We start from the raw sequence: 16,430 nt of genomic DNA, 5'->3' as shown, positions 1-16,430 counted from the left end.
AACGGGGCATGCGCGAGCACGGTGGAAATCTGGATCTGGCCCAGCAGCGGTTTGGCGGCCGCGCGGAGGCCTGGATCGACCTGTCGACCGGGATCAACCGGGTGCCCTATCCCGTCGGCGAGGTGAGCGCGCGGGCGTGGACTGCGCTGCCGTCGCGGGCTGAGATCGAGGCGTTGAATCAGGCGGCGCGGCACGCTTACCGCACGAGTGCACCGCTCGTTGCGATAGGCGGCGCGCAAGCCGCCATTCAATTGCTGCCGCAACTCGCGTCACCTGGCCGCGCGCGCATCCTCGCGCCGACCTACAATGAATATGCCGGGGTGCTCTCGGCAGCCGGCTGGGATGTGCAGGAGGTCAGCGAACTTGGCGCGCTGGTCAGCGCGGATCTCGCCATCGTCGTCAATCCCAACAATCCCGATGGCCGAAACTATGCGGCAAGGGATTTGCTGGCACTGCTGCCGCGCGTTGGCCGTCTCGTCATCGACGAGAGTTTTGCCGATGCCGTTCCGCATGTGTCGCTCGCGTCGGACGCAGATCGGCCGGGACTGCTGATCTTGCGCTCCTTCGGCAAATTCTATGGTCTTGCCGGCCTCCGGCTTGGATTCGCGATCGGGAATGCCGCCGATGTCGCCAGGCTCGCGGCAGCATCGGGCCCGTGGCCGGTCTCGGGAGCGGCGATCGAAATCGGCTGCCGCGCATTGCGTGACGATCCCTGGGCCGAGACCACCTCGGCGCGGCTCGTGCGCGACAGCATAAGGCTCGACGCGATGGTGCAGTCGCAAGGCTGGGCGCTGATTGGCGGCACGCCGCTGTTTCGCCTTTACGAGACGTCTGACGCGCTGGCCGCGCAGGACAAGCTGGCGCGGGCTTACATCTGGTCGCGCGTGTTCGCGCAGAAGCCGACATGGTTGCGGCTCGGGCTTGCCGGTAGCGAATCGGAATGGACGCGCCTTGGCGAGGTTCTAGCGCGCTAGCCCGAGCAGGCCTTCGACGTCGAGATGCTTTTCGACGTGGTCGGCAAGGGCATCGAGCGCGCTCTCGACCCTGACGTGGTAGGGCTCTTCGCCCGCGGGGATGTCGAGCCTCGCCAGATACGCCTTGCGGAAAGCATCGGACGTGAAGAGACCGTGCAGATAGCTGCCCTGCACGCGGCCATCCCTGGAGATCGCGCCTTCCGGCTCGCCATTCAGCTTCGCGAAGGGCCGCACGCGATCGGGCCCGTCGGTGCGGCCGATGTGGATTTCGTAGGCCTCGATCGGCTGATCGGTCGCCGCGTGCACCGCGGAGACGCGCGTCAGCGTCTTCTGCGAGCTCATCGCCGTCGCGACGTCGAGAAGCCCGAGGCCTGGGGTGTCTCCTGCGGGGCCTTCGATGCCTTCAGGGTCGGCGACGCCGCGCCCGAGCATCTGATAGCCGCCGCAGAGGCCAAGCACATGGCCGCCCCGGCGGTGATGCGCGAGCAGATCGATGTCCCAGCCCTGCGCGCGCAGGAAGGCGAGATCGCCGCGGGTGGATTTTGAGCCAGGGATGATGACGAGACGGACATCGCCGGGGATCGCGTCCCCCGGGCGCACCATCACGAGATCGACACCGGGCTCGAGCTTGAGCGGGTCGAGATCGTCGAAATTGGCGATCCGCGACAGCGCGAGGCAGGCGATCTTGCATTGGCCCGGCTTGCGCGCATCGCTCAGGCCCAGCGCGTCCTCGGCCGGAAGCTCGCCGGCACGCGCGAACCAGGGCAGCACGCCGAGGCCGCGCCAGGCGGTCTTCTGCGCGATCAGCTTGTAGCCGTCGTCGAACAGTGTGGGATCGCCGCGGAACTTGTTGATGACAAAACCCTGGATCATCGCGGCATCGTCGGGGTCGATCACCGTCCTGATGCCGACGAGCTGGGCGATGACGCCGCCACGGTCGATGTCGCCGACCAGCACGACGGGCACGTCGGCCTTGCGCGCAAAGCCCATATTGGCGATGTCGGCTTTGCGCAGGTTGACCTCGGCGGGGCTGCCGGCGCCTTCGACCAGCACGAGGTCGGCCCGCGCTTTCAGCCGCTCAAAGCTCTCCAGCACGGCGCCCATCAGCGAGGGCTTCATCGCCGCATATTCCCGCGCACGTGCAGTCGCAATGCGCGTGCCGTGGACAACGACCTGCGCACCGACATCCGTCTCGGGTTTGAGCAGCACCGGGTTCATGTCGGTGTGTGGCTCGACGCCGGCCGCGAGGGCCTGCAGCGCCTGGGCGCGACCGATTTCGCCGCCATCTACGGTGACGGCCGCGTTGTTCGACATGTTCTGCGGCTTGAACGGGAGCACACGCAGGCCGCGCCGCGCGAAGGCGCGCGCAAGGCCGGCGACGATGAGCGACTTGCCCACGTCCGAGCCGGCTCCCTGGATCATCAATGCGCGCGCCATCGAATTCAGAACTCGACGCCGGCCTGCGCCTTGATGCCGGAGCGGAACGGATGTTTCACCAGCGTCATCTCGGTGACGAGGTCGGCGATCTCGATCAGCTCGTCCTTGGCGTTGCGCCCGGTGAGCACGACATGCGTCATCGGAGGCTTCTGCGTCGTCAGGAATTCCACGACCTCCGCGATGTCGAGATAGTCGTAGCGCAGCGCGATGTTGATCTCGTCGAGCACCACCATGCGCAGGTTCGGATCGAGGATCAGCTCCTTGGCCTTGTCCCAGCCGGCGCGCGCGGCGGCAATGTCGCGGGCGCGATCCTGCGTCTCCCAGGTGAAACCTTCGCCCATGGCGTGGAACTGGCAGAGCTCGCCGAAATGGCCGGTGAGCAGGCGCCGCTCGCCGGTATCCCAGGCGCCCTTGATGAACTGCACGACCGCGCAGGGAAAGCCATGGGCGACGCAGCGGACGATCATGCCGAAGGCGGAGGAGGACTTGCCCTTGCCCGCGCCGGTGTGGACGATGATGAGGCCCTTTTCGCCGCTCTTGGTCGCCATGATCTTGTCGCGGGCGGCCTTCTTCTTCGCCATCTTCTGGGCGTGCCGGGCGTCGGTTTCATCGGCCGTCTGGGTATCCGGTTCAGGCGTCATCGGATCGGGTCCTTCGGCTTGACAAGAGGCGGCCGGGGGCAAATGGTGGCCCGGCGTTGGTTCCTGTCCTATGACAGGCGAAGAGGGAATGCGATAGGGTCCGAATCGGCAAGATTTGGGTCCAAAATGCAGCCGCCCCCGCGACCGTGATCGGAGAGATGCCCAAAGCCACTGATTCCCGCGGGGATCGGGAAGGCGGGGATCGAAGGGCCAAAACCCTGCTCCGCAAGCCGGGAGACCTGCCAGCGCGGACGAGTTTTGGACCGGCGGACGGGGTGTTCCGCGACGGGGAAGCGGGCCTTCAGGAGTATGGTCCGCGCGCCTCATCGCCTCCCGCTGATTATCCTGGAAGAGGCGATGACCGTCACACTTCACGTCTGCATCACCTGCCGCGCCGGCCAAACGCTTGGTGAGGGCGAGACCACGCCCGGCAAGCGCCTGCATGGTGCGATCCTCGAGGCGGGCGTGCCCGAGGGCGTCAATGTGGTTCCCGTCGAATGCCTGTCGGCCTGCAGCCAGGGCTGCTCTGTCGCGCTCAGCGCGCCCGGCCGTTGGTCCTATGTCTATGGCCGCCTGTCCGATGCGAACGCGCAGGACGTCGTCGCTGGCGCTGCGGCCTATGCGGCCGCGCCAGATGGCCTCGTGCCTTGGCGCAGCCGTCCCGAGATCTTCCGCAAGCAGTCGCTTGCCCGCATTCCCCCCATTGCCGTCGTGCCGGAGGCCGCCGAATGAACTCGCTCGCAAAAGTCCCTGTCACGGTGGTCACCGGTTTCCTCGGCTCCGGCAAGACGACGCTGATCCAGCATCTGCTCAGCAATGCGGGCGGCAAGAAGCTCGCGGTGCTCGTCAACGAGTTCGGCAGCGCGGGAGTCGACGGTGAAATATTGAAGTCCTGCGCAGATGCCAATTGTCCGGAAGAGAACATCGTCGAGCTCGCCAATGGCTGCATCTGCTGCACCGTTGCCGACGATTTCATTCCGACCATGGAGCAACTGCTGGCGCGGCCGGTGCGGCCTGATCACATCCTGATCGAGACCTCGGGTCTGGCGCTGCCCAAGCCGCTGCTGAAGGCGTTCGACTGGCCGGAGATCCGCTCGCGGATCACGGTCGACGGCGTCATCGCGCTCGCCGATGCCGAGGCGGTGGCCGCGGGCCGCTTCGCGCCGGATCCGGATGCGGTAGAGGCGCAGCGCGCAGCAGACGAGAATCTCGATCACGAGACGCCGCTGTCGGAAGTGTTCGAGGACCAGATCGCCTGCGCCGACATCGTGCTGCTGACCAAGGCCGATCTCGCCGGTAGTGCCGGCATCGAAGCCGCCAAGGCGGCGATCACCGCCGAGATGCCGCGCCGCGTGCCGATGCTGCCCGTCACCGACGGCGCGATCGATGCCCGCGTCATCCTCGGTCTCGGCGCGGCTGCCGAGAACGATCTCGCCGCGCGTCCGTCGCATCACGATGGCGAGGAGGAGCACGAGCACGATGATTTCGCCTCGGTCGTGATCGATCTTCCGGAGGTTTCGGATGTCGATGCGCTGGTCGCTTCCGTCCAGCGTCTCGCGCGCGAGCAGAACGTGCTGCGCGCCAAGGGCTACATCGCCGTCGCCGGCAAGCCAATGCGCCTGCTGCTGCAGGCGGTCGGCGAGCGCGTGCGCCACCAGTTCGACCGACCCTGGGGCGCGGGTCTCAGGCAGTCAAAGCTCGTCGTGATCGGCGAGCATGGCGATATCGACGAGACCGCGATCAGGTCAGGACTAGGTATCTGATGCACGTCGTCTTCCGCGAGAGCCGCGGTCTCGAGGAGACCGCGACGCCAAGAGACATCGGCCAGGATCCGGCCGATCTCGTGGTGCTCTCGTATTCGGATTCCGACCTTGCCGCGTTTGCGGCCGGCTGGCGGCGTGGCCGTGACAGCCTGCCGTCGCTGCGGCTCGCCAATCTCGCCGAACTCCGTCATCCGCTCTCGGTCGATACCTATATCGAGCGCACGCTGTCGCAGGCCCGCGGCATCCTGGTGCGCCTGATCGGCGGCGAATCCTATTGGCCGTATGGCCTCGCGGCGCTCCAGCAACTGGCCAAAGATCGCGGCATCGTTCTGGCCGTGCTGCCCGCCGACGGCCGCGACGACTCCCGGCTCGATGTGTACTCGACCTTGCCGGTGTCGACGCTGCGGCGGCTCAAGGTGCTCTGCGACAACGGCGGGCCCGTCGCGGCGCAAGCGGCGATTGCACAGCTCGCGCTCGCCTCGGGGCTTTATGCGGGTCCGGTCGTCGGCGAGATGACCGTTCCTGAGATGGGCTTTTACGATCCCTCGCGCGGCGTCATCCCGGCGCCGGTCGCGGAGGAAGGAAAGCCGCACGCGCTGGTGACGTTCTATCGCTCCTATCTCACCGCAGCGGACACCGGACCCGTCGATGCCCTGATCGCGGCGTTGCGCGAAAAGGGCTTTGACGCGCATGGCGTGTTCGTCACCTCGCTGAAGGCCGCGGGCGTTGCCGATTGGCTGCGCGCGTATCTCGCGCAAAATCCGGCGGCTGCCATCGTCAATGCGACGGCGTTTTCTGCGGTTGGCGAGGATGGCACGACGCCGTTCGAGGCCGCAATCTGTCCGGTATTCCAGGTCGCGCTCTCGACGGCGCGGCGTGAGGACTGGGCGGAATCGCTCCGTGGCCTCTCGCCCGGCGATCTCGCGATGCATGTGGTGCTGCCGGAGGTCGACGGCCGCGTGTTCACCGGCGTGGTGAGCTTCAAATCAGCGGCGGAGCGCGATCCCGATCTGCAATTTTCGCATCTGGCCCACAGGGCCGATGAGGAGCGCGTGACGGCCGTTGCCGCGCGCGTCGCGGCCTCGCGGCGGCTGGCGGTGACACCGGCCGTCGAGAAGCGCATTGCGATCGTGCTCTCGAACTATCCGGGCCGTCCCCACCAGATCGCGCATGCGGTCGGTCTCGATGCGCTGGCGTCGGTCGAAGCCATGGTATTCGATCTCGCGGAAGCCGGATTCGACGTCGCGCCGGTCCATGCGCTCGGCGAGACGCTGCTCGAGCAGCAATTGACCTGGAGCCTCGCCGACTATCGCGACGCGGTCGCGCGCCTGCCGCAATCGCTGCAGGATGATCTCGCGCGAGCCTGGGGCGCGCCGGAAAGTGATCCGAGCTGCCGCGACGGCGCGTTTCACTTCGCTGGCATCGTGTGCGGAAAGTCGATCATCGCGGTTCAGCCGGAGCGCGGCGATACAACCACGCGCGATGCCGACTATCACGATCTCGCCCGCACGCCGCGCCATGCCTATGTCGCGTTCTATCTCTGGCTCCACGGACAGGGGATTGATGCCGTCGTGCACATGGGCGCGCATGGCACGCTGGAATGGCTGCCCGGAAAATCCGTTGCGCTGTCGTCGGGCTGCTGGCCGGAAGCCCTGATCGGCGATCTCCCCGTCATCTATCCCTTCATCGTCAACGACCCCGGCGAGGCCGCACAGGCCAAGCGGCGCATCGGCGCGGTGACGATCGGCCATCTGCCGCCGCCGCTCGCAGCATCCGCAGTGCCGGAAGGCCTGCGCCGGCTCGAACGGCTCCTCGACGAATATTCGACCGCCGACGGCCTCGATCCCGCACGCCGCCAGCGCCTGATCGCGGCAATCCGTGACGAGGCGCGCGGAGCAGGACTGGAGAACGATCTCGGCATAGATGCATCGGCCGCACCGGCCGAAGCCATCCCGCGCATCGACCGCTTCGTCTGCGATCTCAAGGAAAGCCAGTTCGGCGACGGCCTGCACGTGTTCGGCCGCGGCGCCTGCGGCGGGGCGGAGCGGGATGCGCTGCGTGCTGCGGTTGCAGGGCATCGCGTTGCGCCGGGGCCGTCGGGCTCGCCCTATCGCGGCCGTCAGGACGTCTTGCCCACCGGGCGCAATCTCTTTGCCGTCGACCCGCGCGCGGTGCCGACGCCGTCGGCGCATGCGCAGGGGACAAGACTTGCCGAGGAGCTGCTGCGGCGCCATCTGCAGGATCACGGCGACTGGCCGAAGGGCCTCGTCGTCGATCTCTGGGGCTCGGCGACGATGCGCACAGCGGGCGAGGAATTTGCCATGGCGCTGCATCTGGCCGGTCTTGCGCCGCGCTGGGATCACGCCTCCGGCCGCGTCACGGGTTACGACATCATCGCGCCGGCCGAGCTCGGCCGCCCCCGCATCGACGTCACCCTGCGCGTGTCGGGCCTGTTCCGCGATGTCTTCGCAGGCCTTGCGCAATTGTTCGAAGCCGCCGCCGAGGCGCTCGCGGGGCGCGAGGACGAGGGCGATGAGAATCCGTATCGCCACCGCACCTCCCGCGTCTTCGCACCGCGCCCCGGCCAATATGGCGTCGGCCTGTCGGCGATCCCGGATGCCTTCACGTCCGAGACGCGCGAGGCCGCCGGCGAAGCCTGGCTGTCGGCATCGTGCTGGGCATTCTCCGCCGACGGCGAGATCAGGCCCGATCGTGCCGGTATCGAACAACGGCTCGCATCGGCCGATGCTTTCGTCCACGTCCAGGACTTGCCGGAAACCGATCTCCTGCTGGCCGCCGATTACGCCGCGCATGAAGCGGGGATCGCGGCCGCCGCAGCGCAGCTCGGCGGGACCGCGCCATCGCTCTATCATCTCGACGCAACGCGCCCCGACCAGCCGCATGCGCGCACACTGACCGAGGAGATTTCGCGCGTGGTCCGTGCGCGCGCGGCCAATCCGGCCTGGATCGCCGGCATGATGCGCCACGGCTTTCGTGGCGCCGCCGAGATCACCGCGACGCTGGAGCACATGGCCGCCTTCGCGCATCTGGCGGGCGCCGTGCCACCGCATCTGTTCGATCTCTACTACGACGCAACGCTCGGCAACGAGGACGTCAGCGCGTTCATGGCCCGCGAAAATCCGGCGGGGCTCGCGGCGATGGAGACCTGCTTCGCGCGCCTGCACGAGGCCTCACTCTGGCGGACCCGCCGCAATTCGATCGCGGCGGCGCTCAAGGAGGCCTCATGAGCGCGGCCATGGTCAAGGGCTGGTGCCCGGGGGCGCTGCGGCCGATGCAATCGGGCGACGGGCTCGTCGTCCGCGTGCGCCCGTTCGGCGGGCGGCTGGATACCGCGCAAATCTCCGGACTTGCCCATCTGGCCGAACGCCACGGCAACGGCCTGATCGACGTCACCAGCCGCGCCAATCTCCAGATCAGGGGCGTCAGCGAAAGCAGCCACCGGCTGCTGGTCGAGGGCCTCGCGCAACTTGCGCTGCTCGATCCGGACCCCGACGCCGAATCCCGGCGCAACATCCTGGTGACACCGTTCTGGCGCGCGGGCGACGAGACCCAGGCGCTTGTCGCCGAGCTCGAAGAGGCGCTCGAGGCGTGCTCGCTGGGGCTCCCGACCAAATTCGGCTTCGCCGTCGATGACGGTACCTCGCGCGTGCTCGCCGGCGATTCCGCTGACGTGCGGATCGAGCGCGATCGCACCGGCGGGCTGCTGGTGCGGGCCGATGGCGCCAAGCACGGCCGTTCTGTCGCACGCGGCGAGGCCGTAGCCGCTGCGCTCGCGCTCGCAAGCTGGTTCGTGACATCGGGCGGTGCCAGGGGTGGGCGAGGCCGCATGGCCGCGCATCTCGCAGCTGGTGCGGTATTGCCCGAGGCTTTGCGAGGCGAGGCTGAACCCGCACCGGTCGTGGCCGCGGCGCGTCCCGGCCTCTATCCGTATGGCGCGTTGGTCGGGGTCGCCTTCGGACAGATGCCGCATGCGACGCTCAACCAGTTCGCCGGTTGCGGACACGCGCTGCGCATGACGCCCTGGCGGATGGTCTTGAGCGAAGGCAAGCGGACCATGCCGTCCGCCGCCGGCCTCATCACCGAGGCCCGTGACCCGGCGCTGCGAGTCATTGCGTGCAGCGGTGCGCCGAGCTGCCGCGAGGCCCACGCCGATACCCGCGCGCTGGCAGCCGCGCTTGCGCCGAACATTGGCTCTGCCGCACGGCTTCATGTCTCCGGCTGCGCCAAGGGCTGCGCGCATTCCGGTGACGCTGCGATCACGCTGGTCGCGACCGGCGCGGGCTTCGATCTCGTGCGTGGCGGGTCGACGCGCGACGAGCCCGTCCTGCGTGGATTGAACCACGAGGACATCGTCGGCAATCCCTCCATCCTGATCGGAGGGCATTGATGCCGCACGTTTACGAGACCGATGGCGCGGCGATCTACCGGCAGTCCTTTGCGACCATCCGCGCGGAGGCCGATCTTGCCCGCTTCACACCCGATGAGGAGCAGGTCGTCGTGCGGATGATACATGCCGCCGGCATGGTAGGCCTCGAAGCGCATATTCGCTTTACGCCAGGCATGGCGACCGCCGCGCGCGCCGCCCTGCAGAAGGGCGCGCCGATCCTGTGCGATGCGCGCATGGTCTCGGAAGGAATCACGCGCGCGAGATTGCGGGCGGACAATGCCGTGATCTGCACGCTCGGCGATGAACGCGTCCCCGCACTCGCCCAGTCCATGCGCAACACCCGTTCGGCGGCGGCGCTGGAGCTGTGGCGGCCGCATCTCGACGGCGCGATCGTCGCGATCGGCAATGCGCCGACCGCGCTGTTCCATCTTCTCAACATGCTCGAGGATCGCGACTGCCCGCGGCCGGCGGCGATCATCGGCTGTCCGGTCGGCTTCGTCGGTGCCGCCGAGTCCAAGGCCGCGCTGATGGCCGATCCACCCGTACCGGCGCTGACGGTCGAGGGCCGCCTCGGCGGTTCCGCGATCAGCGTTGCCGCCGTCAACGCGCTGGCGAGCCGGAGCGAATAGCGATGGGACGCATCATCTGCTGCGGTCTCGGCCCTGGTGATCCCGATCTGATGAGCGTGCGCGCCGATCGCACCGTGCGCGCCGCGCAGCACGTCGCCTATTTCCGCAAGAAGGGGCGGCCCGGACAGGCGCGCCGCATTGTCGAGGGTATGCTCGCACGCAACGTCACCGAATACCCGATGGAATATCCGGTCACGACCGAGATCGCTTTCGACAGCCCGGACTATATCCAGCTGCTCGCCGGCTTTTACGATGAATGGGCGGAGCGCTTGGCGCGGCTTTCGCGTGCGGTCGATGTCGTCGTGCTCTGCGAGGGCGATCCCTATTTCTACGGCTCCTTCATGCATCTCCACCTGCGCTTGCAGGGGCGTGTCGAGATCGAGGTGATTGCCGGCATTCCGGGCATGGTCGGCTGCTGGAACGGCGTCGGCCAGCCGATCGCGCTCGGTGACGACGTGACGACGGTGCTGATGGGAACGCTTCCCGAAGACGAACTCGAACGCCGCATGCGCGATACCGATGCGCTGGTCGTCATGAAGACCGGCCGCAATCTCGCGAAAGTGCGCCGCGCGCTTGCGTCCGCTGGCCGGCTGAATGACGCCTGGCTGGTCGAGCGCGGCACCATGCCGGGTGAGCGGGTGGCAAGGCTTGCCGAGATCGATGCGGCCGACTGTCCCTATTTCGCGATCGTGCTGGTACACGGCAAGGGCCGCCATCTGGACGCGGCCGAATGACGGGCACGCTGACCATCGCGGGTCTCGGCCCTGGCAGCGATGCGCTGGTGACGCCCGAGGTCTCGGCCGCGCTCGCCTCCGCGACGGACATCTTAGGCTATGCACCTTACGTCTCGCGCGTGCCGCAGCGACCGGGGCTTAACCTGCATCCCTCGGACAATCGCGAAGAGCTGCAACGCGCCAGCGAAGCGTTGCGCCTGGCCGCGGAAGGCGCGCAGGTCGTCGTCGTCTCCTCAGGCGACCCCGGCGTCTTCGCGATGGCGTCCGCCGTGTTCGAAGCGCTCGAACAGGCGCCGCAATATCAGGGGCTGCCGATCTGCGTGATGCCCGGCATCACCGCGATGCTCGCGGCAGCCGCGCGCGCCGGTGCGCCGCTCGGGCACGACTTCTGCGCGATCAACCTCTCCGACAATCTCAAGCCCTGGGCGGTGATCGAGAAACGACTGCAGCTCGCGGCGGAAGCCGATTTTGCGATTGCGATGTACAACCCCCGTTCGGCAAGCCGGCCGGAGGGCTTTGGCCGCGCGCTCGCGGTGTTGAAAGAGTCCGGTTGCGGCGAGCGCCTCGTGATCTTCGCGCGCGCGGTCAGCGCCGCCGACGAGACAATCGAGATCGTCTCGCTGAACGAGGCGCGCCCCGAGATGGCCGACATGCGGACGCTGGTGATCGTCGGCAATTCGCAGACGCGCCGCGTCGGCCGCTGGGTCTATGCGCCGAGGCGGGTGCGATGACCGAGCCACTGCATCACGTCGGCGACGCTCTCGACCCGAGGACGCTCGGGCAGGTTTGGTCGCGAGATCATGACCACGGGAAGGCCAATCACACGCGCTGCGTCGATCTTGGCGCGCGCGCCGTCGCCGCCGGAATTGCGGGCGACGATCCAGGCGATCCCGCGCGTGCGCATCATCTCGATCTCGGCGTCGAGCGTGAACGGCCCGCGCGACACGATCACGTCTGCCGCGAAGGGCAGCGACGTTTCGTGCGGATCGACGAACCGCAGCGTGTAGACGTGCTGCGGTCTGGTCGCGAATGGAGCGATATGCTGGCGGCCAATGGCAAGAAAGACGCGCGCGGGCGTCTCGGGCAGCGCGGCGACCGCGGCGCCGACATCGCGCACCTCGATCCAGTTGTCGCCGGTCGCCCGCGTCCAGGGCGTCCGCTCCAGCGCAATCAGCGGGGTGCCGGTTTCGGCGCACGCTGCAACGGCATTGCGGCTCATCTCGGCAGCGAAGGGATGCGTTGCGTCGATCACATGCGTGATGCCTTCACTGCGGATGTAGTCGGCGAGCCCGCTCACACCGCCAAAACCGCCGATGCGGGTCGGCAGTGGCTGGTCGGCGGGCGCGCGGGTGCGGCCGCCGTACGAATACACGGCGTCAATATCTGCACGCGCGATCTCCGCAGCGAGCAGGCTCGCATCGGCCGTTCCGCCCAGAATGAGGGCGCGCGTCATGGCTAATTCCTTGGCTGATCCCTGGCTGACCATCGTCGGTATCGGCGAAGATGGCCTTGCCGGGCTGTCGGACGCAAGTCGAAAGGCGCTTGCGAGGGCTGAAACCGTGTTCGGTGGTGAGCGCCATCTCGCGCTGGCGGACGTGGGTGGCCGCGGCCGTTCGTGGCCGGTGCCGTTCGATGCGGATGTCGTGCTGAGCTGCCGCGGCAGGCCGACGGTGGTGCTGGCCTCCGGCGATCCGTTCTGGCATGGCGCCGGCACGAGCCTTGCCGAGAAGCTGCAGGCCCGCGAGTGGATCGCGCACTCCGCGCCATCGACGTTCTCGCTCGCCGCGGCGCGCCTGGGCTGGCGTCTCGAATCCACGGTCTGCCTCGGGCTTCACGCCGCGCCGTTCGAGCGCCTCGTGCCGCACCTTGCGCGAGGCGCGCGCATCATCTGCCTCGTGCGCGATGGGAAAGCGGCAGGTGATTTCGCAAAATGGTTGAGCGAGCGCGGATGGGGGGCCTCGGCCTTCTGGATACTCGCTGCGCTAGGCGGGCCGCGCGAAAGCATCAGGGAATATCGCGCGGACAGTTTTGCCGGTGATCTTGCTGAAAACCTGGTTACAGTAGCCATCGAGGCGAAGGGCACACAAGGCATGCCCCGCAGCACGGGACTGTCAGACGATCTCTTCGTCCATGACGGCCAGATCACCAAGCGTCCGGTGCGCGCGCTGGCACTCTCGGCGCTGGCGCCGCGTCGCGGCGAGCGGCTGTGGGACATCGGCGCCGGCTCGGGCTCTATTTCGGTTGAATGGGCGCTATGCGGTGGAACGGCGATCGCAGTCGAGGGTCGAGAGGATCGCGCCGCGAATATCCGCAAGAATGCGGCTGCGTTCGGGCTGACGCACCGGATCACCGTCGTTACGGAGACCGCGCCCGAAGCGCTCGCGGCGCTTGACGTGCCGGACGCCGTCTTCATCGGTGGCGGACTCGATAACGCGATGTTCGGCGCCATCTGGTCGCGGCTCGTGTCGGGGGCGCGGCTGGTCGCACATTCCGTGACGCTGGAGACGGAGGCGCTGCTCAGCGAATTGCATCAGCGCCATGGCGGCGAACTGATGCGGGCCGAGATCGCACATGCCGCGCCGCTTGGCCGCTATCGCTCCTGGGAAGCGGCGCGCCCGGTCGTGCAGTGGAGTGTCGTCCGATGAAGGTCGCCGGGCTCGGATTCAGAAAGGATGTCACACTGACTTCGCTCCGCGAGGCGCTGCTGGCCGCCGGCGGCCCCGAAGGGCTTACGGCGATGGCAACTGTCAGCGACAAGGCCGACGCAGAGGCGCTGAAGCAGCTCGCACGTGAGTGCGGTGTGCCGATCAGGGCCGTTCCGGCCGAGACGCTGGCAGGCATCGACACGCTCACGCAATCGAAGCTCATCGCAGAGAAGTTCGGGACGGGATCGGTTGCCGAAGCAGCGGCGCTCGCGGCTGCCGGCCCGCGCGCGCGACTGATTGCAACGCGCGTGGTCTCGCAGGATCGCACGGCCACCGCCGCAATCGCGCAAGGAGACGGTCCATGACCGTGCATTTCATCGGTGCCGGGCCGGGCGCTGCCGATCTTCTCACCTTGCGCGGCCGCGACCTGATTGCGGCCTGTCCGGTCTGTCTCTATGCCGGCTCGCTGGTGCCCGAAGGCGTCCTGGCGCATTGCCCGCCCGGTGCGCGCATCGTAAATACCGCGCCGCTGTCGCTCGATGAGATCATCACCGAGATCGCAGCCGCGCACGCCGAAGGGAAGGATGTCGCGCGCCTGCATTCCGGCGATCTCTCGATCTGGTCGGCGATGGGCGAGCAACTCCGCCGCCTGCGCGCGCTCGGCATTCCCTTCACTGTGACGCCTGGAGTGCCGTCCTTTTCTGCCGCTGCGGCGGCGCTGGAAGCCGAGCTGACGCTGCCCGGTCTTGCCCAGACCGTAGTACTGACGCGCACACCTGGCCGCGCCAGCGCGATGCCCGAGGGCGAGAAGCTTGCCGCCTTCGCTGCGACCGGTGCAGTGCTTGCGATTCATCTCTCGATCCATCTGCTCGATCACGTCGTCGCCGAGCTCACGCCGTATTACGGCGCGGATTGCCCGGTCGCGATCGTGTGGCGCGCGAGCTGGCCGGAGCAGCGCATCGTCCGTGCGACGTTGGCGACACTCGATTCTGCCGTGGGTGGCGAGATGGAGCGCTCCGCGCTGATCTTTGTCGGCAGGACGCTGGGTGCGGCGGATTTCGACGACAGCCGCCTCTATGCCGCCGATTACGATCGCCGCTATCGGCCTGTCGGTGCCGAACCGCGCTTTCCGGAGGTCTCCTGATGCCGGCTGCGCTCGTCATCTCGGCTCCGGCCTCCGGCGTCGGCAAGACCACGCTGACGCTGGCGCTCGCGCGCGCCTGGCGCAATCGTGGCCTCGAGGTGCAGTGCTTCAAGAGCGGGCCGGACTATATCGATCCCGCTTTCCACGCTGCCGCCACGGGCCGCGCCTCCGTCAACGTCGATAGCTGGGCGATGGACCGCGCGACCATCGACCATCTCGTCAGCCGCGGCACGGATGCCGACATTGTTCTCGCCGAAGGCTCGATGGGCCTGTTCGATGGCGTTGCAGCGCGCGGTGTTTCCGGCACCGGTGCTTCGGCCGACATCGCGGAGATGCTGGGCTGGCCGGTGGTCCTTGTGATCGATCCCTCCGGGCAGGCGCAGACGGCGGCGGCGATCGCTGCCGGCTTGCGCGACTATCGGCCCGGCGTGCGACTTGCCGGTGTGGTGCTCAATCGCGTCGCCAGCCCGCGCCACGAAGACCTGGTGCGGCGCGCGCTTGCGGACATCGGCATCGCCGTGTTCGGCGCGCTGCCGCGTCACGCCGAGGTCAGCCTGCCGAAACGACATCTCGGCCTCGTGCAGGCGGAGGAGCAGGCCGACATCGGCAAGCTGATCGACGAGGCCGCGCGCTTCGTCGCCGCGCATGTCGATCTTGATGCGGTGCTGCGCTTCGCTGCCCGCTGGTCGCCGCGACCTACGGCGAATGGGTGGAACGTGACGCCGCCCGGGCAACGCATCGCGCTCGCCCGTGATGCGGCGTTCTCCTTCGTCTATCCGCATATGCTGGAGGCCTGGCGCGCGGCGGGCGCCGAGATCTCGACATTCTCGCCGCTCGCTGATGAGGTGCCCGACGCGAGCGCCGACGTCTGCTGGCTACCGGGCGGCTATCCCGAGCTTCACGCAGGAAAGATCGCAGCCAATGCGCGGTTTCGCAGCAGCCTGCGCGCCTTCGTCGAGACGCGGCCGGTGCACGGGGAGTGCGGAGGCTATATGGTGCTGGGCGCAGGCCTCAAAGATGCCGACGGGGTCCGTCATGAGATGACGGGTCTGCTTGGCCTGGAGACCAGCTTTGCCAAGCGCCGCATGCATCTGGGCTATCGTCTCGCCACACTTGCAACGCCGATGCCGGGACATCGGGCGGGCGCGCGCCTGCGCGGCCACGAGTTCCACTATTCGACCATCCTTGCCCAGCCCGATACGCCGCTGGCGGTCGTGCATGATGCAACGGGCGCGGTCATCGCCGAGACCGGCTCGCAGCGCGGCCGCGCCACCGGCACGTTCTTCCATCTGATCGCGGAGGACCGGTGAGCGGTTTTGTCTCCTTCGTCTCCGCCGGCCCCGGTGATCCCGAGCTCCTCACCGTGAAGGGCGCCGCGCGGCTGCGCGAGGCCGATGTCGTGCTCTATGACGATCTTGCCTCCGGCGCGATCCTCGATCTCGCCCGGCCTGGTACCAATCTCGTCGCGGTGGGAAAGCGGGCCGGGCGGCCCTCCACGAAGCAGCACCATGTCAACCGCCTCCTGGTCGACTATGCGGCAACCGGCGCGCGCGTGGTGCGGTTGAAGTCCGGCGATGCCGGCATTTTCGGCCGGCTCGAAGAGGAGATCGAGACGCTGCGCGAAGCCGGCATCGGCTATGAGATCGTTCCCGGGGTCACCTCGGCCTGTGTCGCCGCGGCGCAGGCGGGAATCCCGCTGACCCGGCGGCACACCTCGCGCCGCGTGCAGTTCGTCACCGGGGCCGATGTCACTGGCGAGCTGCCGCCAAACCTGAACTGGGCGGCGCTGGCCGACCCTGAGGCGACCACCGTCGTCTATATGGGCCGGCGCACGTTTCCGGCGCTTGCCGCAAAATTGATCGCCCACGGCCTCGCCGCTGATACCCCGGCGCTGTTCGCCGAATCCCTCGGGCGACCCGAGGAACGGCTGGTCCGCACCACGATTGCCGAGCTTGCCGAGCAGCTTGCACGAGGCGGGGCGGCTTCGACGGCCGCGGTCATCCTGTTCGGTGCGCTGGCAGGGGAATATCCGTCATGAGGGCCACTGCCGCCGTT

General features: G+C 68.0%; 16 protein-coding genes and 1 riboswitch. Of the genes, 13 read left to right on the top strand and 3 right to left on the bottom strand.

Translation table 11 applies throughout. The features are described from left to right. Positions 1–8 precede the first annotated feature (8 nt). A complete protein-coding gene (gene cobD, locus ACRQ5Q_RS28290) occupies positions 9–974 on the top strand; it encodes a threonine-phosphate decarboxylase CobD (protein WP_439393206.1) in 966 nt (321 codons plus the stop codon). On the opposite strand, the gene ACRQ5Q_RS28285 is transcribed toward cobD, so the two are convergent. Both ACRQ5Q_RS28285 and cobO read right to left on the bottom strand, forming a co-directional pair. Beyond that, positions 963–2,411, bottom strand: coding sequence for a cobyric acid synthase (locus ACRQ5Q_RS28285; RefSeq protein ID WP_439393204.1), 1,449 nt, complete (start codon positions 2,409–2,411; stop codon positions 963–965). The genes cobD and ACRQ5Q_RS28285 overlap by 12 nt on opposite strands. A gap of 5 nt (positions 2,412–2,416) precedes the next feature. Then, the gene (gene cobO, locus ACRQ5Q_RS28280) at positions 2,417–3,052 is read right to left on the bottom strand and encodes a cob(I)yrinic acid a,c-diamide adenosyltransferase (protein WP_439374429.1); all 636 of its coding nucleotides are present in this window, start codon (positions 3,050–3,052) and stop codon (positions 2,417–2,419) included. A 40-nt stretch (positions 3,053–3,092) separates the two neighbouring features. Beyond that, positions 3,093–3,313, top strand: a riboswitch (cobalamin riboswitch). 96 nt (positions 3,314–3,409) lie between these two features. Between cobO and ACRQ5Q_RS28275 the strand changes: the two genes are divergently transcribed. Genes ACRQ5Q_RS28275 through cobJ form a run of 7 tightly spaced genes read left to right on the top strand, consistent with a single transcriptional unit; the run spans position 3,410 to position 11,317 of the window. Then, a complete protein-coding gene (locus tag ACRQ5Q_RS28275) occupies positions 3,410–3,784 on the top strand; it encodes a DUF1636 family protein (RefSeq protein WP_018647636.1) in 375 nt (124 codons plus the stop codon). Further along, positions 3,781–4,815, top strand: a complete 1,035-nt coding sequence (cobW, locus tag ACRQ5Q_RS28270; protein ID WP_439374431.1) for a cobalamin biosynthesis protein CobW — start codon at positions 3,781–3,783, stop codon at positions 4,813–4,815. Before ACRQ5Q_RS28275 ends, cobW begins: the two co-directional genes overlap by 4 nt. Further along, positions 4,815–8,063 (top strand): cobaltochelatase subunit CobN, encoded by a 3,249-nt coding sequence (gene cobN, locus ACRQ5Q_RS28265; RefSeq protein ID WP_439393202.1) that lies wholly within the window; start codon positions 4,815–4,817, stop codon positions 8,061–8,063. The genes cobW and cobN overlap by 1 nt, the downstream gene beginning before the upstream one ends. Next, a complete protein-coding gene (gene cobG / locus ACRQ5Q_RS28260) occupies positions 8,060–9,223 on the top strand; it encodes a precorrin-3B synthase (RefSeq protein WP_439393200.1) in 1,164 nt (387 codons plus the stop codon). Before cobN ends, cobG begins: the two co-directional genes overlap by 4 nt. Next, positions 9,223–9,852 carry a precorrin-8X methylmutase gene (locus tag ACRQ5Q_RS28255; RefSeq protein WP_439393198.1) on the top strand — a complete coding sequence of 210 codons (630 nt, stop codon included), beginning with the start codon at positions 9,223–9,225 and terminating at the stop codon, positions 9,850–9,852. Before cobG ends, ACRQ5Q_RS28255 begins: the two co-directional genes overlap by 1 nt. 2 nt (positions 9,853–9,854) lie before the next feature. Further along, positions 9,855–10,586: a precorrin-2 C(20)-methyltransferase gene (locus tag ACRQ5Q_RS28250; RefSeq protein ID WP_439374435.1), complete on the top strand. Its 732-nt coding sequence runs from the start codon at positions 9,855–9,857 to the stop codon at positions 10,584–10,586. After that, the gene (cobJ, locus tag ACRQ5Q_RS28245; protein WP_439374436.1) at positions 10,583–11,317 is read left to right on the top strand and encodes a precorrin-3B C(17)-methyltransferase; all 735 of its coding nucleotides are present in this window, start codon (positions 10,583–10,585) and stop codon (positions 11,315–11,317) included. The genes ACRQ5Q_RS28250 and cobJ overlap by 4 nt, the downstream gene beginning before the upstream one ends. Here the strand turns inward: cobJ and ACRQ5Q_RS28240 are convergent. Beyond that, positions 11,293–12,039, bottom strand: coding sequence for a cobalt-precorrin-6A reductase (locus ACRQ5Q_RS28240; protein WP_439393196.1), 747 nt, complete (start codon positions 12,037–12,039; stop codon positions 11,293–11,295). The genes cobJ and ACRQ5Q_RS28240 overlap by 25 nt on opposite strands. Positions 12,040–12,049: 10 nt before the next feature. Here ACRQ5Q_RS28240 and cbiE point away from each other — a divergent pair, with 10 nt between their 5' ends. The 5 genes from cbiE to cobA are packed head-to-tail and all read left to right on the top strand — an operon-like array spanning position 12,050 to position 16,413. Continuing rightward, a complete protein-coding gene (gene cbiE, locus ACRQ5Q_RS28235) occupies positions 12,050–13,231 on the top strand; it encodes a precorrin-6y C5,15-methyltransferase (decarboxylating) subunit CbiE (RefSeq protein WP_439375545.1) in 1,182 nt (393 codons plus the stop codon). Further along, positions 13,228–13,596 (top strand): cobalamin biosynthesis protein, encoded by a 369-nt coding sequence (locus ACRQ5Q_RS28230; RefSeq protein WP_439393195.1) that lies wholly within the window; start codon positions 13,228–13,230, stop codon positions 13,594–13,596. Before cbiE ends, ACRQ5Q_RS28230 begins: the two co-directional genes overlap by 4 nt. Next, positions 13,593–14,375, top strand: a complete 783-nt coding sequence (gene cobM / locus ACRQ5Q_RS28225) for a precorrin-4 C(11)-methyltransferase (RefSeq protein WP_439393193.1) — start codon at positions 13,593–13,595, stop codon at positions 14,373–14,375. Before ACRQ5Q_RS28230 ends, cobM begins: the two co-directional genes overlap by 4 nt. Continuing rightward, positions 14,375–15,685 carry a cobyrinate a,c-diamide synthase gene (locus ACRQ5Q_RS28220; protein ID WP_439393191.1) on the top strand — a complete coding sequence of 437 codons (1,311 nt, stop codon included), beginning with the start codon at positions 14,375–14,377 and terminating at the stop codon, positions 15,683–15,685. Before cobM ends, ACRQ5Q_RS28220 begins: the two co-directional genes overlap by 1 nt. Beyond that, positions 15,682–16,413 (top strand): uroporphyrinogen-III C-methyltransferase, encoded by a 732-nt coding sequence (gene cobA, locus ACRQ5Q_RS28215; RefSeq protein ID WP_439393190.1) that lies wholly within the window; start codon positions 15,682–15,684, stop codon positions 16,411–16,413. The genes ACRQ5Q_RS28220 and cobA overlap by 4 nt, the downstream gene beginning before the upstream one ends. The last annotated feature ends 17 nt before the right edge of the window (positions 16,414–16,430 follow it).

The organism is Bradyrhizobium sp. PMVTL-01 (assembly GCF_051861855.1).
GTDB lineage: Bacteria > Pseudomonadota > Alphaproteobacteria > Rhizobiales > Xanthobacteraceae > Bradyrhizobium.
Note: the sequence above shows the minus strand (reverse complement) of the source record. Positions and strands in the feature narration are given on the sequence as shown.

What these genes read in the sequence shown, in the direction of transcription:
- cobW (WP_439374431.1), top strand. Translation starts at nt 3,781, where the DNA reads ATGAACTCGCTCGCAAAAGTCCCTGTCACGGTGGTCACCGGTTTCCTC.
- cobM (WP_439393193.1), top strand. Translation starts at nt 13,593, where the DNA reads ATGACCGTGCATTTCATCGGTGCCGGGCCGGGCGCTGCCGATCTTCTC.
- ACRQ5Q_RS28220 (WP_439393191.1), top strand. Translation starts at nt 14,375, where the DNA reads ATGCCGGCTGCGCTCGTCATCTCGGCTCCGGCCTCCGGCGTCGGCAAG.
- ACRQ5Q_RS28230 (WP_439393195.1), top strand. Translation starts at nt 13,228, where the DNA reads ATGAAGGTCGCCGGGCTCGGATTCAGAAAGGATGTCACACTGACTTCG.
- ACRQ5Q_RS28255 (WP_439393198.1), top strand. Translation starts at nt 9,223, where the DNA reads ATGCCGCACGTTTACGAGACCGATGGCGCGGCGATCTACCGGCAGTCC.
- ACRQ5Q_RS28250 (WP_439374435.1), top strand. Translation starts at nt 9,855, where the DNA reads ATGGGACGCATCATCTGCTGCGGTCTCGGCCCTGGTGATCCCGATCTG.
- ACRQ5Q_RS28275 (WP_018647636.1), top strand. Translation starts at nt 3,410, where the DNA reads ATGACCGTCACACTTCACGTCTGCATCACCTGCCGCGCCGGCCAAACG.
- cobO (WP_439374429.1), bottom strand. Translation starts at nt 3,052, where the DNA reads ATGACGCCTGAACCGGATACCCAGACGGCCGATGAAACCGACGCCCGG.
- ACRQ5Q_RS28240 (WP_439393196.1), bottom strand. Translation starts at nt 12,039, where the DNA reads ATGACGCGCGCCCTCATTCTGGGCGGAACGGCCGATGCGAGCCTGCTC.
- cobJ (WP_439374436.1), top strand. Translation starts at nt 10,583, where the DNA reads ATGACGGGCACGCTGACCATCGCGGGTCTCGGCCCTGGCAGCGATGCG.
- cobN (WP_439393202.1), top strand. Translation starts at nt 4,815, where the DNA reads ATGCACGTCGTCTTCCGCGAGAGCCGCGGTCTCGAGGAGACCGCGACG.
- ACRQ5Q_RS28285 (WP_439393204.1), bottom strand. Translation starts at nt 2,411, where the DNA reads ATGGCGCGCGCATTGATGATCCAGGGAGCCGGCTCGGACGTGGGCAAG.
- cobD (WP_439393206.1), top strand. Translation starts at nt 9, where the DNA reads ATGCGCGAGCACGGTGGAAATCTGGATCTGGCCCAGCAGCGGTTTGGC.
- cobG (WP_439393200.1), top strand. Translation starts at nt 8,060, where the DNA reads ATGAGCGCGGCCATGGTCAAGGGCTGGTGCCCGGGGGCGCTGCGGCCG.